The following is a 19,069-nucleotide window of genomic DNA, read 5'->3' as shown; positions in this document are numbered from 1 at the left end:
TCCGGGAGCACCCGGGCCGTACCCTGGCCCCCGGCTCATGCAGGCCCGCACAGGCCACGCATCTCGAAGACGAAAGTTTCCACTAGTGAGTGAGACAACGCACGATGCCCCGGTCGCGGTGAGCGCGTCCGCGGCGCCCGACGAGGGACTCACGGCGAGTGAACTCGCCGCCAGGCACGGGCTGAGCGTCAGCGGCGCCCGGCCGTCCCTCATCGAGTACGTCCGTCAGCTCTGGGACCGGCGGCACTTCATCCTCGCCTTCTCCCGCGCGAAGCTGACCGCCCAGTACAGCCAGGCCAAGCTCGGCCAGCTGTGGCAGGTGGCCACACCGCTGCTGAACGCGGCCGTGTACTTCTTCATCTTCGGCATGCTCCTGGAAGCCGACCGGGGCATGAGCCGCGAGGTGTACATCCCGTTCCTGGTCACGGGCGTGTTCGTGTTCACCTTCACGCAGAGCTCGGTGATGGCGGGCGTGCGTGCGATCTCCGGCAATCTCGGCCTGGTCCGCGCCCTGCACTTCCCGCGCGCCTCCCTGCCGATCTCCTTCGCCTTGCAGCAACTCCAGCAGCTGCTGTTCTCGATGATCGTGCTGTTCGCCATCACGATCGGCTTCGGCAACTACCCCGACCTGTCCTGGCTGCTGATCGTGCCGGTGCTCGTCCTGCAGTTCTGCTTCAACACCGGCCTCGCGCTGATCATGGCCCGGGCGGGCGCCAAGACCCCCGACCTCGCGCAGCTGATGCCGTTCGTGATGCGGACGTGGATGTACGCGTCCGGGGTGATGTTCTCCATCCCGATCTTCCTCGAGTCCAAGCCGGCCTGGATCTCGAACGTGCTGCAGTGGAACCCGGCCGCGATCTACATGGACCTGATGCGCTTCTCCCTCATCGACGACTACGGCTCCCGGTACCTTCCCGACCACGTCTGGGCGGCCGCGGGCGCCTGGGCCGTGCTCATCGCCGTGGGCGGCTTCGTGTACTTCTGGAAGGCGGAGGAGAGGTACGGCCGTGGCTGAGCAGAAGCAGGACGCACGGATCCCCACCGTCGTCGCCGACGATCTGCACATCGTCTACCGCGTCAACGGCGCCAAGAGCGGCAAGGGCAGCGCCACGGCCGCGCTCAGCCGCATCCTCAAGCGCGGCGAGGAACGCGGGGTCCGCAAGGTGCACGCCGTGCGCGGGGTCTCCTTCGTCGCCTACCGCGGCGAGGCCATCGGCCTGATCGGCTCCAACGGCTCCGGCAAGTCGACCCTGCTGCGTGCCATCGCCGGCCTGCTGCCCGCCGAGCAGGGCAAGGTCTACACCGATGGCCAGCCCTCGCTGCTCGGTGTCAACGCGGCCCTGATGAACGACCTCACCGGCGAGCGGAACGTCATATTGGGCGGGCTCGCCATGGGCATGTCCCGCGAGGAGATCAAGGACCGCTACCAGCAGATCGTCGACTTCTCCGGCATCAACGAGAAGGGCGACTTCATCACCCTGCCCATGCGCACCTACTCCTCCGGCATGGCGGCCCGGCTCCGCTTCTCCATCGCCGCGGCCAAGGACCACGACGTCCTGATGATCGACGAGGCCCTGGCCACCGGTGACCGCAAGTTCCAGAAGCGCTCCGAGGACCGCATCCGGGAGCTGCGCAAGGAAGCCGGCACGGTGTTTCTGGTCAGCCACAACAACAAGTCGATCCGCGACACCTGCGACCGCGTCCTGTGGCTGGAGCGCGGTGAGCTGCGGATGGACGGCCCGACCGACGAGGTCCTCAAGGAGTACGAGAAGTTCACGGGCAAGTAGCCCGGATCGGCCAGGGCCCCGCCGCAACTGTTCCGGCGGGGCCCCGCGTCTGCAAAGGAAACGTCAACTCCGGTCCATCTCAGGAAGCTTGGGGCCAATCGGTGTGTTCTCGTGATGTGCGGGACACCCTGGCGGACCGCGACACGTTGTACAACGTAAGCTGTACAGGTCCCGAAACACGGCAATCAGGGCGATAATGCGCGACACCGCCCGTCGGGCAGCCGTGCGGACGGCTGGGCGGCGTGTCCGAAATAGTGTGTATTGGGTCGGCAGTGTAGAACGGGAGATGTGACGGCGATGGCTACGGATACTCCCCAGCTCCACGCAGCACGTGCCGTCCCCGCGCCGGGCAGCCGGCGGTGACGGGAACCGGCACGGCGCGCGCCCTCGACCCGGAGCGCGGCATTCTCGACAAGGCCGCGGGCGAGAACTTCCCGGTGGCCCCGTTCTTCCTGCCCCGGGCCTGGCGCACCGACCTCATGGCCGTCTACGGCTTCGCCCGTCTGGTCGACGACATCGGCGACGGCGACCTCGCCCCCGGTGGCGCCGACGCCCGGCTGCTCGGCGTGTCCCCGCCGGACGCCGAGGACCGGCTCGTCCTGCTGGACGCCTTCGAGGCCGACCTGAGCAGGGTCTTCGACTCGACCCCGCGCCACCCCCTGCTGCGCCGCCTCCAGCCCGCCGTCCGCCGCTGCTCGCTGACCCCGGAACCGTTCCTCGGCCTGATCGCCGCCAACCGCCAGGACCAGCTGGTCAGCCGGTACGAGACCTACGACGACCTCCTCGCCTACTGCGAGCTCTCGGCCAACCCCGTCGGCCGTCTCGTCCTCTCCGTCACCGGCACCTCGACGCCCGAGCGGATCCGCCGCTCCGACATGATCTGCACGGCCCTGCAGATCGTCGAGCACCTTCAGGACGTGGCCGAGGACCTCGGCCGCGACCGTATCTACCTGCCCGCCGCCGACATGAAGCGTTTTCACGTCCAGGAGGCGGATCTCGCCACGAAGTCTGCCGGAGCGTCGGTCCGTGCGTTGATTGCGTATGAAGCGCAAAGGGCCCGGGATCTCCTGAATGAAGGCGCCCCCCTGGTGGGTAGCGTCCACGGCAGGCTGAAGCTGCTGCTCGCAGGGTTCGTGGCGGGGGGAAGGGCGGCCGTCCACGCGATCGCCGCCGCCGAATACGACGTACTTCCCGGCCCGCCCGAGCCCGGCAAGGTCCGGTTGCTGCGTGAGGTGGGCGTGACTCTGCGAGGAGAGGGGTGATCCGGACCGTGGAGCCGGAACCACACGCGTCCCCACCGGTACTCGCCGCCTACAGCTACTGCGAGGCCGTCACGGGGCGGCAGGCCCGTAACTTCGCCTATGGCATCCGGCTGCTGCCGACGCCTCAGCGCCGTGCGATGTCGGCGCTGTACGCGTTCTCGCGGCGAGTGGACGACATCGGCGACGGCGCGCTCGCCCACGATGTCAAGGTCGCCAGGATGGAGGAGACCCGGGCGCTGCTCACCCGGATCCGGGAGGGCGAGGTCGACGAGGACGACATCGACCCCGTCGCCGTCGCGCTCACGCACGCCGCCGGGGCCTTCCCGATCCCGCTGAGCGGCCTCGACGAACTCATCGACGGCGTCCTGATGGACGTCCGGGGCGAGACCTACGAGACCTGGGACGACCTGAAGGTCTACTGCCGCTGTGTAGCGGGCGCCATCGGCCGCCTCTCGCTCGGGGTGTTCGGCACGGAGCCGGGGGCGCGCGGCGTCGACCGCGCGCCCGAGTATGCCGACACGCTCGGGCTCGCGCTTCAGCTCACCAACATCCTCAGAGACGTGCGCGAGGACGCCGTGGGCGGGCGCACCTACCTGCCCGCCGACGACCTCGCCAAGTTCGGCTGCTCGGCCGGCTTCAGCGGGCCGCGGCCACCGGAGGGCTCCGACTTCGCGGGCCTCGTGCACTTCGAAGTGCGACGGGCCCGCGCTCTCTTCGCCGAGGGCTACCGGCTGCTCCCCATGCTCGACCGGCGCAGCGGCGCCTGTGTCGCCGCCATGGCCGGCATCTACCGCCGCCTCCTCGACCGTATCGAGCGCGACCCGGAGGCAGTGCTGCGCGGCCGCGTCTCCCTCCCCGGCCGGGAGAAGGCATACGTCGCCGTACGCGGCCTGTCCGGCCTGGACGCCCGGCATGCGACGCGACGGGCCGTCAGGAGGCGTGCGTGAGGGACAAAGGAGCCGCCATCGGCAGAAAGCGGCGGGCAACCCTCCGGCGCGGGGCGGCGTCCCTGACTGAGATGGCCGGCCGTGCGTCGTTCGAGCCGCACGGCCGCCGCGCAGGGGAGGGTGCGCGATGACCCACGGCACGCGGTCCCAGGGGCCGGTCGCGGACGGGCGGCACACCGTCGTGGTGGGCGGCGGGCTCGCCGGTGTCACCACCGCGCTCGCGCTCGCCGACGCCGGAGTGCGTGTCACGCTGCTGGAGGGCAGGCCGAGACTCGGCGGGCTGGCCTTCTCCTTCCAGCGCGGCGATCTGACCGTCGACAACGGACAGCATGTGTACCTGCGCTGCTGCACCGCCTACCGCTGGTTCCTCGACCGCATCGAGGGAGCGGCGCTGGCTCCGCTGCAGGACCGGCTCGACGTACCCGTCCTCGACGTCGCGCGGCCCGAGGGACGCCGGCTCGGCAGGCTGCGGCGCGACGCGCTGCCCGTGCCCCTGCATCTGGGGCGCAGCCTCGCCACCTATCCGCACCTGTCGCTCGCCGACCGTGCCAAGGTGGGCCGGGCCGCGCTCGCGCTCAAGGGACTCGACCTCGCCGATCCGGCGCTGGACGCGCAGGACTTCGGCAGCTGGCTGGCCGCGCACGGCCAGTCGGAGCGTGCCGTCGCGGCCCTGTGGGATCTGGTCGGGGTCGCCACCCTCAACGCGGTCGCGGGCGACGCCTCCCTGGGCCTCGCCGCGATGGTGTTCAAGACCGGTCTGCTGTCCGACCCGGGCGCGGCCGACATCGGCTGGGCGCATGTCCCGCTCGGCGAGCTGCACGACCGGCTGGCCCGCAAGGCGCTCGACTCCGCGGGCGTCCGCACCGAGATCCGGACACGAGTCACCTCCGTCGTCGAGAACACGCACGGCGGGTGGAGCGTCCAGGTTCCCGGCGAGACGCTGGAGGCCGACGCGGTGGTGTTCGCCGTACCGCAGCGCGAGGCCTACGACCTGCTGCCCGAGGGCGCGCTGGACGCCCCCGAGCGGCTCCTGGAGATCGGCACCGCGCCGATCCTCAACGTCCATGTGGTGTACGACCGGAAGGTGCTCGCCCGGCCGTTCTTCACCGCCCTCGGCTCCCCGGTGCAGTGGGTCTTCGACCGCACCGAGGCGTCGGGGCTGCGCGAGGGGCAGTACCTGGCCCTGTCCCAGTCGGCGGCCCAGGACGAGATCGACGAACCCGTGGCCGTGCTGCGCGAGCGGTACCTGCCCGAGCTGGAGCGGCTGCTGCCCCTGACCCGCGGCGCAGAGGTGAAGGACTTCTTCGTCACCCGGGAGCGCACCGCGACCTTCGCTCCCACCCCCGGCGTCGGGCGCCTCAGGCCCGGCGCCCGCACCAAGGCATCCGGCCTCTACCTGGCCGGAGCGTGGACCGCCACCGGGTGGCCCGCGACCATGGAGAGTGCGGTCCGCAGCGGCGTCGGTGCGGCGGACGCCGTGCTGGGCGCCCTGGGCCGGCCCCGCCCACGCCACCTCTTCGAGTTCGAGGAGGCGGCGTGATGCTCGACCAGCACCACACGGCAGGCGGCCCCCGCACCTCCGGTACCGCAACAAGAGGAGAGACTGTGCCCACTGTGCCCCCGGCCTCGACGGCCGCTCGAGAGACCGCGGTGGACGTGGCCGCGCTCCTGGAGCGCGGTCGGACCCTGGCCATGCCGGTCCTGCGGGCGGCCATCGACCGCCTGGCACCTCCCATGGACACTGTTGCCGCCTACCACTTCGGATGGATCGACGCCCAGGGCAGGCCCACGGAGGGGGACGGCGGCAAGGCCGTGCGCCCCGCACTCGCGGTGCTCTCCGCCGAGGTCATGTCCGCCGCCCCCGAGACCGGCATTCCCGGCGCCGTCGCCGTGGAACTCGTCCACAACTTCTCCCTCCTCCACGACGACCTGATGGACGGCGACGAGCAGCGCCGTCACCGCGACACCGTCTGGAAGGTGCACGGCCCCGCGCAGGCCATCCTGGTCGGCGACGCCCTGTTCGCCCTCGCCAACGAGGTGCTCCTCGAACTCGGCACCGTCGAGGCCGGCCGCGCCACCCGCCGTCTGACCACCGCCAGCCGCGCCCTGATCGACGGTCAGGCCCAGGACATCTCCTACGAGCACCGCGACCGCGTCACCGTCGAGGAGTGCCTGGAGATGGAGGGCAACAAGACCGGCGCCCTGCTCGCCAGCGCCAGCTCCATCGGCGCGGTGCTCGGCGGCGCCGACGACCGCACCGCCGACACGCTGGAGAAGTACGGCTACCACCTGGGCCTCGCCTTCCAGGCCGTCGACGACCTCCTCGGCATCTGGGGCGACCCGGTCTCCACCGGCAAGCAGACCTGGAGCGACCTGCGCCAGCGCAAGAAGTCGCTGCCGGTCGTGGCCGCCCTCGCGGCGGGCGGCTCCGCCTCCGAGCGGCTCGGCGAGATCCTCGCCGCCGACGCCAAGGCGAGCGACTTCGAGAACTTCTCCGAGGAGGAGTTCGCGGCCCGCGCCGCCCTCATCGAGGAAGCGGGCGGCCGCGAGTGGACCGCCGAAGAGGCACGCCGCCAGCACACCATCGCCATCGAAGCCCTCGATGCCGTCGACATGCCCGACCGGGTGCGGGACCAGTTCGCGGCGCTCGCCGACTTCGTCGTCGTACGAAAGAGATGATCACTATCGGTCGAATAGCCCTCGCGTAGTCGCCGGCCGGTGCCGCGAGACAGCACGGAGCACCGGCCGACGGCGGACCCACAGCAGCTGCACACCATGCACCACTGCACGAAGGGGAAGCCATGACAGCGACGACCGACGGAAGCACCGGGGCCCTGCCACCCCGAGCCGCCGCGGCCAGCGAACACGACACCGACATCCCCGCGGCGGCCGGGGTACCAGAAGCCGCCGCACGTGCCGCCCGGCTCGCCACCGACTTCCTGCTCTCCCGCCAGGACGCCGAGGGCTGGTGGAAGGGCGACCTCGAGACCAACGTCACGATGGACGCCGAGGACCTGCTGCTCCGTCAGTTCCTCGGCATCCGCGACGAGAAGACCACCCGGGCCGCGGCCCTCTTCATCCGCGGCGAGCAGCGTGACGACGGCGCCTGGGCAACTTTTTACGGCGGCCCCGGCGAGCTCTCCGCCAGCATCGAGGCCTACGTCGCCCTCCGCCTGGCCGGTGACGCGCCCGACGCGCCCCACATGGCCAAGGCCTCCGCCTGGATCCGCGAGCGGGGCGGCATCGCCGCCGCCCGGGTCTTCACAAGGATCTGGCTGGCCCTGTTCGGCTGGTGGAAGTGGGAGGACCTGCCCGAACTCCCCCCGGAACTCATCTGGTTCCCGAAGTGGCTGCCGCTCAACATCTACGACTTCGGCTGCTGGGCCCGGCAGACCATCGTGCCGCTGACGATCGTCTCCGCCAAGCGGCCGGTACGCCCCGCGCCCTTCCCGCTCGACGAGCTGCATACCGACCCGGCCGCCCCGAACCCCGCCAAGCCCCTGGCCCCGGTGGCCAGTTGGGACGGAGCCTTCCAGCGGATGGACAAGGGCCTGCACGCCCTGCGGAAGGTCGCCCCGCGCCGGCTGCGCAGAGCCGCCATGAACAGCGCCGCCCGCTGGATCGTCGAACGGCAGGAGAACGACGGCTGCTGGGGCGGAATCCAGCCGCCCGCCGTGTACTCGATCATCGCCCTGCACCTGCTCGGCTACGACCTCCAGCACCCCGTGATGCGGGAGGGACTGGCGTCCCTGGACCGGTTCGCCGTGTGGCGCGAGGACGGGGCCCGGATGATCGAGGCCTGCCAGTCGCCCGTCTGGGACACCTGCCTCGCCGCGATCGCGCTCGCCGACGCCGGACTGCCCGCCGACCACCCCCAGTTGGTGAAAGCCGCGGACTGGATGCTGGGCGAGGAGATCGTCAGACCCGGCGACTGGTCCGTCAAGCGGCCCCAACTTCCGCCCGGCGGCTGGGCGTTCGAGTTCCACAACGACAACTACCCCGACATCGACGACACCGCCGAGGTGATCCTCGCGCTGCGCCGGATCACGCACCACGACCCGGAGAAGCTGGACAAGGCCATCGGGCGCGGTATGCGCTGGACCCTCGGCATGCAGTCGAAGAACGGCGCGTGGGCCGCCTTCGACGTCGACAACACCAGCCCGTTCCCGAACCGGCTGCCGTTCTGCGACTTCGGCGAGGTCATCGACCCGCCCTCCGCCGACGTCACCGCGCACGTCGTCGAGATGCTCGCGGTGGAGGGACTCGCCCACCACCCGCGCACCCGGCGCGGCATCGAGTGGCTGCTGGCCGAACAGGAACCGGACGGCTCGTGGTTCGGGCGCTGGGGCGTCAACTACGTCTACGGCACTGGGTCCGTCGTACCCGCCCTGGTGGCCGCGGGCCTCCCCGCCGCGCACCCGGCGATCCGGCGGGCCGTGGCCTGGCTGGAGTCGGTGCAGAACGACGACGGCGGCTGGGGCGAGGACCTGCGCTCCTACAAGGACGTCAAGGAGTGGAGCGGCAAGGGCGCCTCGACCGCTTCCCAGACGGCGTGGGCGCTGATGGCCCTGCTCGCGGCGGGGGAGCGGGACTCCAAGGCCGTCGAACGCGGCGTGGAGTGGCTCGCCGCCACCCAGCGGGAGGACGGTTCCTGGGACGAGCCCTACTTCACGGGGACGGGCTTCCCGTGGGACTTCTCGATCAACTACCACCTCTACCGGCAGGTGTTCCCGCTCACCGCGCTCGGCCGGTACGTCCATGGGGAGCCCTTCGCCGACCGGCACAAGGGGAGCGGTGCGGCCGGGAGGCCGTTCACCGAGGCCGAGGGGAGCTGATGAGCACCCCGCCCGCCCCGGTGCCGCTGCTGATCGCCTGCGCGCTCGGCATCGAGCAGCTCGCTCTGCGCGCGGGTGACCGAGGCGGCGCCGGCGGGCCGGTCACCGTGCTGCGCACCGGCATGGGACCGGCGGCGGCCGAGCGGTCCGTCACCCGGATGCTCGCCGATCCGGCCCTGCGCGACGCCGCCGTCCTCGCCACCGGCTTCTGCGCGGGCCTCGCGCCCGGCATGCACCCCGGTGACCTGGTCGTCGCCGAGGAGACCCGCGACCCACGTGGCACGACCGCCTGCGTCGGGACCGAGCTGCTGGTCAAGGAGCTGGCCCGGGCGGTACCCGGGCGGACCGTGCACACCGGGCCGCTCACCGGCTCCGACCACGTCGTACGCGGTCCCGAACGGTCCGCTCTCCGCGCCACCGGCGCGATCGCGGTCGACATGGAGTCCGCCGTCACGCTCCTGAGCGCCGTGCGCGCGGGCGAGCGCCCGGTTGCGGCCGTCCGGGTGGTCGTGGACGCTCCAGAACATGAACTCGTCCGGATCGGCACGGTGCGCGGTGGAATATCAGCTTTCCGTGTTCTTCGTTCCGTCCTTCCCGCTTTCTTCGAATGGCACCGTTCCTTGCTGCTCCCCAGGAGGTGAGCCAGATGGCCATGCCGCTTCGACAGTCCATCAAGGTCGCTACATACTTGGCTGAACAGAAGCTCCGCCGGCGGGACAAGTTCCCGCTGATCGTCGAGCTGGAGCCGCTGTTCGCCTGCAACCTCAAGTGCGAGGGGTGCGGCAAGATCCAGCACCCGGCCGGGGTGCTCAAGCAGCGGATGCCGGTCGCGCAGGCGGTCGGAGCGGTGCTGGAGTCCGGTGCCCCCATGGTGTCCATCGCCGGTGGCGAGCCCCTGATGCACCCGCAGATCGACGAGATCGTGCGTCAGCTGGTGGCCAGGCGGAAGTACGTTTTCCTGTGCACCAACGCGCTGCTCATGCGCAAGAAGATGGACAAGTTCAAGCCCTCCCCCTACTTCGCCTTCGCGGTGCACATCGACGGGCTGCGCGAGCGGCACGACGAGTCGGTGGCGAAGGAGGGCGTCTTCGACGAGGCCGTGGAGGCCATCAAGGAGGCCAAGCGGCGCGGCTTCCGGGTGACCACCAACTCGACCTTCTTCAACACCGACACCCCGCAGACCATCATCGAGGTGCTGAACTTCCTCAACGACGACCTCAAGGTCGACGAGATGATGATCTCGCCCGCCTACGCCTACGAGAAGGCCCCCGACCAGGAGCACTTCCTCGGCGTGGAGCAGACCCGCGAGCTGTTCAAGAAGGCCTTCGCGGGCGGCAACCGGCGGCGCTGGCGGCTCAACCACTCCCCGCTCTTCCTGGACTTCCTGGAGGGCAAGGTCGACTTCCCGTGCACCGCGTGGGCGATCCCGAACTACTCGCTGTTCGGCTGGCAGCGCCCCTGCTACCTGATGAGCGACGGGTACGTGCCGACGTACCGGGAGCTGGTCGAGGACACCGACTGGGACAAGTACGGACGCGGCAAGGACCCGCGCTGCGCCAACTGCATGGCGCACTGCGGCTATGAGCCCACCGCCGTGCTCGCCACCATGGGATCGCTGAAGGAGTCCCTGCGCGCCATGCGCGAGACGGTCTCCGGGAACCGGGAGCAGAAGCCATGACCGCCGTTTCGCTGGGTGTCCCCGAGGTGCCGGCCCGGCCGATCGCGGAGCGGCGCGCCTCGCGCCGGATCCAGGTCGGTCCGGTGGAGGTCGGGGGCGGGGCCCCGGTGTCGGTGCAGTCGATGACGACGACCCGTACGTCGGACATCGGCGCCACCCTGCAGCAGATCGCCGAACTCACCGCGTCCGGCTGCCAGATCGTCCGGGTCGCCTGCCCGACCCAGGACGACGCGGACGCGCTCGCGACCATCGCGCGCAAGTCTCAGATCCCGGTGATCGCGGACATCCACTTCCAGCCGAAGTACGTGTTCGCGGCCATCGAGGCGGGCTGCGCGGCCGTCCGCGTCAACCCCGGCAACATCAAGCAGTTCGACGACCGGATCAAGGAGATCGCGCAGGCCGCCGAGGACCACGGCACGCCGATCCGGATCGGCGTCAACGCCGGGTCGCTGGACCGGCGGCTGCTCCAGAAGTACGGCAGGGCGACCCCGGAGGCGCTGGTGGAGAGCGCTCTGTGGGAGGCCTCGCTGTTCGAGGAGCACGGCTTCCGGGACATCAAGATCTCCGTCAAGCACAACGACCCGGTCGTGATGATCGAGGCGTACAAGCAGCTCGCCGAGAGTTGCGACTACCCGCTGCACCTGGGGGTGACGGAGGCGGGCCCGGCGTTCCAGGGCACGATCAAGTCGGCGGTGGCGTTCGGCGCGCTGCTGTCGCGCGGCATCGGCGACACGATCCGGGTGTCGCTGTCGGCCCCGCCGGCCGAGGAGGTCAAGGTCGGCATCCAGATCCTGCAGTCCCTGGGCCTGAGGGAGCGCAGGCTGGAGATCGTCTCCTGTCCCTCCTGCGGACGTGCCCAGGTCGATGTCTACAAGCTCGCCGACGAGGTCACGGCCGGACTCGAGGGCATGGAAGTGCCGTTGCGGGTCGCCGTCATGGGATGTGTGGTCAACGGACCCGGCGAGGCGCGGGAGGCCGATCTGGGGGTGGCCTCCGGCAACGGCAAGGGGCAGATCTTCGTGAAGGGCGAGGTCATCAAGACCGTCCCCGAGTCGAAGATCGTCGAGACGCTGATCGAAGAGGCGATGAAGATCGCCGAGCAGATGGAGCAGGACGGCACGGGCCCGGGGGAGCCGGCCGTCACCGTGAGCTGAACAGCACGGAATTCGAAGGGGGCCCGACGTGACGATTCTGGAGAGCATCCGGGGACCACGCGATCTGAAGGCGCTGTCCGAGGCGGAACTCGGTGAACTGTCCGACGAGATCAGGGAGTTCCTGGTGCACGCGGTCGCCAGGACCGGCGGCCATCTAGGACCCAACCTGGGCGTGGTGGAGCTCACCGTGGCCCTGCACCGGGTCTTCGAGTCACCGGTCGACCGCATCCTGTGGGACACCGGCCACCAGAGCTATGTCCACAAGCTTCTGACGGGACGGCAGGACTTCTCCAAACTGCGCGGCAAGGGCGGCCTGTCCGGCTACCCCTCGCGTGAGGAGTCCGAGCACGACGTCATCGAGAACAGCCACGCCTCCACGGCCCTCGGCTGGGCCGACGGGCTGGCCAAGGCCCGCCAGGTGCAGGGGGAGAAGGGCCATGTCGTCGCGGTCATCGGCGACGGAGCCCTGACCGGCGGCATGGCCTGGGAGGCCCTGAACAACATCGCGGCCGCCAAGAACCGGCCGCTGATCATCGTCGTCAACGACAACGAACGCTCCTACGCCCCCACCATCGGCGGCCTCGCCAACCACCTCGCGACCCTGCGCACGACCGACGGCTACGAGCGGGTCCTGGCCTGGGGCAAGGACGTGCTCCAGGGCACGCCCCTGGTCGGCCACACCCTCTACGAGGCCCTGCACGGAGCGAAGAAGGGCTTCAAGGACGCCTTCGCCCCGCAGGGCCTGTTCGAGGACCTCGGCCTGAAGTACGTCGGCCCGATCGACGGGCACGACATCGGTGCCGTGGAGTCCGCCCTGCGGCGCGCGAAACGCTTCCACGGGCCGGTCCTCGTCCACTGCCTCACCGAGAAGGGCCGCGGCTACGAACCCGCCCTCGCCCACGAGGAGGACCACTTCCACACCGTCGGCGTCATGGACCCGCTGACCTGCGCGCCGCTCTCACCGGCGGGCGGCCCCTCCTGGACCTCGGTGTTCGGCGACGAGATCGTCAGGATCGGCGAGGAGCGGGACGACGTGGTGGCGATCACCGCCGCCATGCTGCATCCGGTCGGCCTCGGCGCCTTCGCCGAGCGGTTCCCGGACCGGGTGTGGGACGTCGGCATCGCCGAGCAGCACGCGGCCGTGTCCGCGGCGGGCCTGGCGACGGGCGGCCTGCACCCGGTCGTCGCCGTCTACGCCACCTTCCTCAACCGCGCCTTCGACCAGCTCCTGATGGACGTGGCCCTGCACCGCTGCGGGGTGACCTTCGTCCTGGACCGGGCCGGGGTCACCGGCGTCGACGGGGCCTCCCACAACGGCATGTGGGACATGTCCGTCCTCCAGGTCGTCCCCGGTCTGAGGATCGCCGCGCCGCGCGACGCCGACCAGTTGCGCGCCCAGCTGCGCGAGGCGGTCGCCGTCGACGACGCCCCGACCCTGCTGCGCTTCCCGAAGGAGTCCGTCGGCCCGTCGGTCCCGGCTCTGGACCGGGTGGGCGGACTGGACGTGCTGCACCGTGCTCCGGAGCCACAGGTTCTCCTGGTGGCCGTGGGCGTGATGGCGCCCGTCTGCCTCCAGGCCGCCGAACTGCTCGAAGCCCGCGGGATCGGCTGCACCGTCGTCGACCCGCGCTGGGTCAAGCCCGTCGACCCGGCGCTCCCGGGCCTCGCCGCCGGACACCGCCTGGTCGCCGTCGTCGAGGACAACAGCCGGGCCGCCGGGGTCGGCTCGGCCGTCGCACTGGCCCTCGGGGACGCCGACGTCGACGTACCGGTGCGGCGCTTCGGCATCCCGGAGCAGTTCCTCGCGCACGCCAAGCGCGGCGAGGTGCTCGCCGACATCGGCCTGACACCCGTCGAGATCGCCGGACGGATCAGCGGAAGCATGGCCGTCACGCAAGAGCTGTCCAAGGAGCCACTGGAATGACAACCGCCGAGTCCGCGTCGGAGTCGTCGCAGGCCGGGGAGTTCGACCTCGGCAAGCTGCTGGCCGAGCGCGCGGCCGAGCGCTACGAGCTGCACACCCGGTACCTCAACCACCAGCTCCCGCGCATGCTGCACACCATCGGCTTCGACAAGTTCTACGAGCGAGCCGAGGGCGCCTACTTCTACGACGCGGACGGCAACGACTACCTCGACATGCTCGCCGGGTTCGGGGTGATGGGCATCGGCCGCCACCACCCCGTGGTGCGCAAGGCACTGCACGACGTCCTGGACGCCGGGCTCGCCGACCTCACCCGGTTCGACTGCCAGCCGCTGCCCGGCCTGCTGGCCGAGAAGCTGCTCGCGCACAGCCCGCATCTGGACCGGGTGTTCTTCGGCAACAGCGGCACGGAGGCGGTCGAGGGAGCGCTGAAGTTCGCCCGGTTCGTCACCGGCAGGCCCAGGATCCTGTACTGCGCACACGCCTTCCACGGCCTGACCACCGGCTCTCTCTCCGTGAACGGCGAGTCCGGATTCCGCGACGGCTTCGCCCCGCTGCTGCCCGACACGGCCGTACCGCTCGGCGACCTCGACGCGCTGGCACGGGAGCTGAAGAAGGGCGATGTCGCCGCGCTGATCGTCGAGCCGATCCAGGGCAAGGGCGTGCTGGCGGCCCCGCCCGGCTATCTGCCCGCCGCCCAGGAGCTGCTGCACCGGCACAAGGCGCTGCTCATCGCCGACGAGGTGCAGACCGGCCTCGGCCGGACCGGCGACTTCTACGGCTACCAGCACGAGGACGGCGTGGAGCCCGACCTGGTGTGCGTGGCCAAGGCGCTCTCCGGCGGCTATGTACCGGTCGGCGCCACGCTCGGCAAGGACTGGATCTTCAAGAAGGTCTACTCGTCCATGGACCGGGTGCTGGTCCACTCGGCGAGCTTCGGCTCCAACGCGCAGGCCATGGCGGCGGGCCTCGCGGTGCTGTCGGTCATGGAGAACGAGCAGGTCGTGGCCAACGTCCGCGCCACCGGGGAACTGCTCAGATCTCGGCTGGCGGCACTGACGGACCGGTACGAGATGCTCTCCGACGTCCGCGGCCGGGGACTGATGATCGGCATCGAGTTCGGCCGGCCGAAGTCGCTGAAGCTGCGCAGCCGCTGGGCCATGCTCCAGGCCGCGCGCAAGGGACTGTTCGCGCAGATGGTCGTCGTGCCGCTGCTCCAGCGGCACCGGATCCTCACCCAGGTCTCCGGCGACCACATGGAGGTGATCAAGCTGATCCCGCCGCTGATCATCGGCGAGCGGGAGGTGGACCGGTTCGTCGACGCCTTCACCGCCGTGATGGACGACGCCCACGACGGCGGTCTGGTGTGGGACTTCGGGAAGACCCTGGTCAAGCAGGCGGTGGCCAACCGGTAGGCGGGGTGCGGGGGCTTTGCCTCTGAGGCAAGAAACTTGCCGCAGAGGTAACCCTCCGGCTGAATGGAGGCATGAGCACCTCCGAACAGCCTGGTGCGCTGCCCGCCGTAGCCCCGCAGCTGCGCGCGCTGCGGCGTCAGGCATCCCTGACGCTGGAGGCCGCGGCCCGTGCCGCCGGACTGTCGCCCGCCCATCTCTCCCGTCTGGAGACCGGACAGCGCCAGCCCTCGCTGCCGATGCTGCTGGCGCTCGCCCGTGTCTACGGTACGACCGTCTCCGAACTGCTCGGTGAGACGGTCGCCGACCGGGACGCCGTCGTCCGCGCGTCCGACATGGAACCGACCACGGCGGGCGGCTGGACCTACTGGCAGGCCGGCGCGTCCGGACGCGGGATGCAGGCCCTGCGCGTCCATGTGCCCTACGGCTCCCAGGGCGACATCGTGCGCGTCCACCCAGGCGAGGAGTGGCTCCATGTGCTGCGGGGCCGGCTACGGCTGCGCCTCGGGGACACCACGCACCGGCTGGCGCCCGGCGACAGCGCCCACTTCGACTCGCTGACCCCGCACCGGATCGCCGCCGAGGACCAGGACGGCGTCGAGCTGCTTTTCGTCCACACCCTGTTGCAGAGTCCCACGGCCACCCTGTGCCTGGGCCCCACCCCTGGAGAGACGCCTTGAGCGACATGGAGGAGAAATTCCCGCGCGCCCTGTGGGTGCGGCTGTTCATCTACCTCGTGATGGGGCATGTCTTCGCAGCGTTCGTCTATTTCCTCTTCGAGGCGGGGGCCCGCTAGCCCGTTCCTCAGTCGAGAAGCCGCTCGCGCAGTCGCTCACGCGTCTCCGGAGCGATCTCGAGCCCCTTCTCCAGATAGGCGTCGACGCCGCCCCAGGTCTCCTCGATGGTGTCGAAGGCCGCCGACAGATACTCGGCGCGCGCGTCGAACAGGGGGCTGAGCAGCTCCATGACCTCGGGGGAGTAGGCCGAGTCGGCGGAACCGCTGCGCCGCACCTTGTAGCGGCGGTGCTTGGCGTTCGACTTCAAGTAGTCCTCGACGATCGCCTCGCGCTCGACGCCCACCGCGAGCAGCGTCACCGCGATCGAGAGGCCCGCGCGGTCCTTGCCGGCCGCGCAGTGCATCAGCGCGGGGACGCTGTCCTCGGCCAGCGCGTGCAGCACCTTCGAGTGCTCGGCGGTGCGGTGCTTGATGATCGTGCGGTAGGAGGCGATCATCCGGCCCGCGCCCTTGCCGTCCGAGAGGATCTCACGCAGCTGCTCCAGGTCGCCGTCGCGGACCATCTTCCAGAACTCTGCGCCGTCGGCCGGGTCGGTGAGCGGCAGGTTCACATTGCGCACGCCCGGCAGCTCGACGTCAGGCCCTTCGAGCTTCTGGTCGGCCTCGTTGCGGAAGTCGAAGATCGTGTGCAGGCCCAGGCCGGTCAGGAAGGCGGCGTCCTCACCGGTCGCGTGCGCGAGGTGGCCGCTGCGGAACAGCACTCCCGGCCGCACCCGCCGTCCGTCCACGGTCGGCAGTCCGCCCACATCACGGAAATTGCGTACTGCGGCCAGCTCGGGTTCGGTCGAGGGGACCTGCTGCGTCACGGGGGCTCCTCCCACTCGGTGCCGTCGGCGCGGCTCGTCGACGGGCACCACTTGACGATACGACATGCCTGCCAGGGGCAATGAGTTGTCCACAGGCGTTGCCGAGAGCCCCCGAAGCCCTTGATTATGTTGGGGCCTGGCCGCACCTGGTCGGGCTTGTTCGAATCTGTGAGGGCTTGATGCTGGAGATCTCCGAAGACGGTCGTACATGGGTGCTCTCGGGGCCGGCCAGCAGTTACGCCGTCCATGTCACCGACCGGGACGAGTTGCTGCACCTGCACTGGGGCGCCCGGATCGGCCTCGCCGACGCCGAGGCCCTGGCTGTCCGGCCGCTGCCGGACTACTGGGCCTTCGAGTCCCCGCTCGACGGACGCGAGGAGTATCCGGTCGAGGGCGGCCCCCGCTTCGCCCGGCCCGCCCTGTCCGTGCGCACCGCCGAGCGCCGCGGCACCGAGTGGTCCTACGAGGGGCATGACGCCGAGGGCGGCGAGCTGCGGCTCCGCTTCCGTGACGGCGACCTGGCCGTCACGCTGCACTACCGGATGCGCTCCTCGGCCGATGTCGTCGAGCGCTGGGTGACCCTGGAGAACCACGGCCCGGACGTCGAGGTGCTGCGCGCCGACTCCGCCACCTGGACCCTGCCCGACCGCGACACCTGGCGGCTGTCCCAGCTGCACGGCCGCTGGGGCGCCGAGTCCCGGCTGACGCGCTCCGCCCTCACCTACGGCGAGAAGGTCATCGGCAGCCGCCGCGGCCACACCTCCCACCAGCATCTGCCGTGGGTCGCGCTCGACTCCGACGCGACCGAGGAGCGCGGGGAGGTCTACGGCTGCGCCCTGGCCTGGTCCGGGTCCTGGCGGATCGCGGTGGCCCAACTCCCGGACGCGCGCGTGCAGATCACCGGCGGGGCCGGACACGACGACTCGGGCCTGCTGAGGCTGGGCGCGGGCGGGTCGTACACCACCCCCGTCTTCGCCGGGCTCTGGAGCGACGGCGGCTTCGGCGGGGCGAGCCGCGCCTGGCACGCCTGGCAGCGGGCCCACGTCGTCCCGGACGCGGACCGGGACCGGCCGGTGCTGTTCAACTCCTGGGAGGCCACCGAGTTCGACATCTCGGAGGAGCAGCAGCGGGCGCTCGCCGAGCGGGCAGCGGCCATGGGCGTCGAGCTGTTCGTCGTCGACGACGGCTGGTTCGGATCCCGGACCAGCGACCGGGCCGGGCTCGGTGACTGGACCCCCAACCCCGACCGCTTCCCGGGTGGGCTGAAGCCGCTCGCCGACCATGTGCACGGCCTCGGCATGCGGTTCGGGATCTGGGTCGAGCCGGAGATGGTCAACGCGGACAGCGACCTGTACCGCGCCCACCCCGACTGGGTCCAGTATCAATCGGGACGAAAGCGGACGGAATTCCGCAATCAGCTCGTACTGAACCTGGCCCGCGAGGACGTTCAGGAGTACCTGTGGGAGCAGCTCGACGGACTGCTCTCCAGCGCCCCCATCGACTACGTCAAGTGGGACTTCAACCGCTGCTTCACCGACGCCGGATGGCCGGACGACCCCTACCCGCAGCGGCTCTGGGTCGACCACGTCCATGCCCTGTACGCCCTGCTGGACCGGCTGCGGGCGGCGCACCCCGGTGTGGCCTTCGAGTCGTGCTCGGGCGGCGGCGGCCGGATCGACCTCGGGGTGCTGGGCCGCACGGACCAGGTGTGGACCTCCGACAACACCGACCCGCTCGACCGGCTCGCCATCCAGCACGGCTTCAGCCAGATCCATCCGGCGCGGGTCATGGCCGCCTGGGTCACCGACAGCCCGAACACCATGCTCAACCAGCGGGCCAGCTCCCTGCGGTTCCGGTTCGTCAGTGCCATGGCCGGCGTGCTCGGGGTGGGCGGCGACCTCACACGGTGGACGGCGGAGGAGCTCGCCGAGGCGCGGGGCTGGGTGGAGCTCTACAAGGAGATCCGGCCCGTGGTGCAGCGCGGTGACCTGTACCGGCTGCGGGCCCCGGAGGGCAGCTCGAGCGCGGTGCAGTACGTCCTGGGTGACGAGACCGTCGTCCTCGCCTGGCTCCAGGCGCAGCGCTACGGCGAGCCCGTTCCGGCGATCCGGCTGCGGGGCCTCGACCCGACAGCAGTGTACGAATGCCTCGAAACGGGCGAAGTTCACCGAGGGGCCGTACTCGCCCATCACGGACTGCGGATCGGCCTGCGCGGGGACCTGGATGCCGCAGTCGTCCGCCTTCGACGCAAGTAGTCGTTCTGTCCGGATCGGGTGGATAAGGCGAATAAGGCACTTCAGGTGTTTCGGTATAACGTGCCCCGATCGTAAAGGAGATGAGGTCGGGGCGCGTGACCATCGTCATATTCGTGACGATGTGTTGTCGCCATGTTCACGTAATTCTTGCGTTATTCAGGGACATTGAGGCGAAACAGAGATCGGAAATCCACGCTCGGTGACGGGAAATGTGCC

General features: G+C 70.5%; 17 protein-coding genes. 16 read left to right on the top strand and 1 reads right to left on the bottom strand.

What is annotated here, in order from left to right; translation table 11 throughout:
* The first annotated feature begins 85 nt into the window (after nt 1-85).
* From ACFT32_RS06220 to ACFT32_RS06150, 15 genes are all read left to right on the top strand, one after another.
* Nucleotides 86-1,015: an ABC transporter permease gene (locus tag ACFT32_RS06220; RefSeq protein ID WP_382486347.1), complete on the top strand. Its 930-nt coding sequence runs from the start codon at nt 86-88 to the stop codon at nt 1,013-1,015.
* On the top strand, nt 1,008-1,787 hold the full coding sequence (locus ACFT32_RS06215; protein WP_382486345.1) for an ABC transporter ATP-binding protein: 780 nt from the start codon (nt 1,008-1,010) through the stop codon (nt 1,785-1,787). Before ACFT32_RS06220 ends, ACFT32_RS06215 begins: the two co-directional genes overlap by 8 nt.
* A gap of 359 nt (nt 1,788-2,146) precedes the next feature.
* Nucleotides 2,147-3,049 (top strand): squalene synthase HpnC, encoded by a 903-nt coding sequence (gene hpnC / locus ACFT32_RS06210; RefSeq protein ID WP_382486344.1) that lies wholly within the window; start codon nt 2,147-2,149, stop codon nt 3,047-3,049.
* Complete coding sequence (gene hpnD, locus ACFT32_RS06205; RefSeq protein WP_382486342.1) at nt 3,046-3,996, top strand: presqualene diphosphate synthase HpnD; 951 nt, start codon at nt 3,046-3,048, stop codon at nt 3,994-3,996. Before hpnC ends, hpnD begins: the two co-directional genes overlap by 4 nt.
* Nucleotides 3,993-4,127, top strand: a complete 135-nt coding sequence (locus ACFT32_RS06200; RefSeq protein WP_382486341.1) for a DUF6380 family protein — start codon at nt 3,993-3,995, stop codon at nt 4,125-4,127. The genes hpnD and ACFT32_RS06200 overlap by 4 nt, the downstream gene beginning before the upstream one ends.
* On the top strand, nt 4,124-5,536 hold the full coding sequence (gene hpnE / locus ACFT32_RS06195; protein ID WP_382486339.1) for a hydroxysqualene dehydroxylase HpnE: 1,413 nt from the start codon (nt 4,124-4,126) through the stop codon (nt 5,534-5,536). The genes ACFT32_RS06200 and hpnE overlap by 4 nt, the downstream gene beginning before the upstream one ends.
* Nucleotides 5,537-5,610: 74 nt before the next feature.
* On the top strand, nt 5,611-6,675 hold the full coding sequence (locus ACFT32_RS06190) for a polyprenyl synthetase family protein (protein ID WP_382487062.1): 1,065 nt from the start codon (nt 5,611-5,613) through the stop codon (nt 6,673-6,675).
* 122 nt (nt 6,676-6,797) lie between these two features.
* Nucleotides 6,798-8,831 carry a squalene--hopene cyclase gene (gene shc / locus ACFT32_RS06185; protein WP_382486337.1) on the top strand — a complete coding sequence of 678 codons (2,034 nt, stop codon included), beginning with the start codon at nt 6,798-6,800 and terminating at the stop codon, nt 8,829-8,831.
* On the top strand, nt 8,831-9,472 hold the full coding sequence (locus tag ACFT32_RS06180; protein WP_382486335.1) for a 1-hydroxy-2-methyl-2-butenyl 4-diphosphate reductase: 642 nt from the start codon (nt 8,831-8,833) through the stop codon (nt 9,470-9,472). Before shc ends, ACFT32_RS06180 begins: the two co-directional genes overlap by 1 nt.
* 5 nt (nt 9,473-9,477) lie before the next feature.
* Nucleotides 9,478-10,509 carry an adenosyl-hopene transferase HpnH gene (hpnH, locus tag ACFT32_RS06175; protein ID WP_382486334.1) on the top strand — a complete coding sequence of 344 codons (1,032 nt, stop codon included), beginning with the start codon at nt 9,478-9,480 and terminating at the stop codon, nt 10,507-10,509.
* Nucleotides 10,506-11,663: a flavodoxin-dependent (E)-4-hydroxy-3-methylbut-2-enyl-diphosphate synthase gene (gene ispG, locus ACFT32_RS06170; RefSeq protein WP_382486332.1), complete on the top strand. Its 1,158-nt coding sequence runs from the start codon at nt 10,506-10,508 to the stop codon at nt 11,661-11,663. The genes hpnH and ispG overlap by 4 nt, the downstream gene beginning before the upstream one ends.
* Before the next feature lie 28 nt (nt 11,664-11,691).
* The gene (gene dxs, locus ACFT32_RS06165; protein WP_382486330.1) at nt 11,692-13,587 is read left to right on the top strand and encodes a 1-deoxy-D-xylulose-5-phosphate synthase; all 1,896 of its coding nucleotides are present in this window, start codon (nt 11,692-11,694) and stop codon (nt 13,585-13,587) included.
* The gene (locus ACFT32_RS06160; RefSeq protein WP_382486328.1) at nt 13,584-14,999 is read left to right on the top strand and encodes an aspartate aminotransferase family protein; all 1,416 of its coding nucleotides are present in this window, start codon (nt 13,584-13,586) and stop codon (nt 14,997-14,999) included. The genes dxs and ACFT32_RS06160 overlap by 4 nt, the downstream gene beginning before the upstream one ends.
* Before the next feature lie 71 nt (nt 15,000-15,070).
* Nucleotides 15,071-15,676 carry a helix-turn-helix domain-containing protein gene (locus tag ACFT32_RS06155; protein WP_382486326.1) on the top strand — a complete coding sequence of 202 codons (606 nt, stop codon included), beginning with the start codon at nt 15,071-15,073 and terminating at the stop codon, nt 15,674-15,676.
* Nucleotides 15,673-15,792 carry a DUF6126 family protein gene (locus ACFT32_RS06150; protein ID WP_037834720.1) on the top strand — a complete coding sequence of 40 codons (120 nt, stop codon included), beginning with the start codon at nt 15,673-15,675 and terminating at the stop codon, nt 15,790-15,792. The genes ACFT32_RS06155 and ACFT32_RS06150 overlap by 4 nt, the downstream gene beginning before the upstream one ends.
* Nucleotides 15,793-15,800: 8 nt before the next feature.
* Here the strand turns inward: ACFT32_RS06150 and ACFT32_RS06145 are convergent, their stop codons facing one another.
* Entirely contained in the window at nt 15,801-16,598 is a 798-nt protein-coding gene (locus tag ACFT32_RS06145; RefSeq protein ID WP_382486324.1) for a tyrosine-protein phosphatase, read from the bottom strand.
* Nucleotides 16,599-16,777: 179 nt separating this feature from the next.
* Here ACFT32_RS06145 and ACFT32_RS06140 point away from each other — a divergent pair, with 179 nt between their 5' ends.
* Nucleotides 16,778-18,853 carry an alpha-galactosidase gene (locus tag ACFT32_RS06140; RefSeq protein WP_382486322.1) on the top strand — a complete coding sequence of 692 codons (2,076 nt, stop codon included), beginning with the start codon at nt 16,778-16,780 and terminating at the stop codon, nt 18,851-18,853.
* Nucleotides 18,854-19,069: the final 216 nt, after the last annotated feature.

Origin of the sequence: Streptomyces sp. NPDC057002 (assembly GCF_042673825.1) — a bacterium.
GTDB lineage: Bacteria > Actinomycetota > Actinomycetes > Streptomycetales > Streptomycetaceae > Streptomyces.
This window is presented reverse-complemented; position numbering and strand designations above follow the sequence as displayed.

Excerpts from the sequence above, each read along its gene's own strand:
- ACFT32_RS06180 (WP_382486335.1), top strand. The coding sequence starts at position 8,831 with ATGAGCACCCCGCCCGCCCCGGTGCCGCTGCTGATCGCCTGCGCGCTC.
- ispG (WP_382486332.1), top strand. The coding sequence starts at position 10,506 with ATGACCGCCGTTTCGCTGGGTGTCCCCGAGGTGCCGGCCCGGCCGATC.
- ACFT32_RS06155 (WP_382486326.1), top strand. The coding sequence starts at position 15,071 with ATGAGCACCTCCGAACAGCCTGGTGCGCTGCCCGCCGTAGCCCCGCAG.
- hpnH (WP_382486334.1), top strand. The coding sequence starts at position 9,478 with ATGGCCATGCCGCTTCGACAGTCCATCAAGGTCGCTACATACTTGGCT.
- ACFT32_RS06160 (WP_382486328.1), top strand. The coding sequence starts at position 13,584 with ATGACAACCGCCGAGTCCGCGTCGGAGTCGTCGCAGGCCGGGGAGTTC.
- hpnE (WP_382486339.1), top strand. The coding sequence starts at position 4,124 with ATGACCCACGGCACGCGGTCCCAGGGGCCGGTCGCGGACGGGCGGCAC.
- shc (WP_382486337.1), top strand. The coding sequence starts at position 6,798 with ATGACAGCGACGACCGACGGAAGCACCGGGGCCCTGCCACCCCGAGCC.
- ACFT32_RS06140 (WP_382486322.1), top strand. The coding sequence starts at position 16,778 with ATGCTGGAGATCTCCGAAGACGGTCGTACATGGGTGCTCTCGGGGCCG.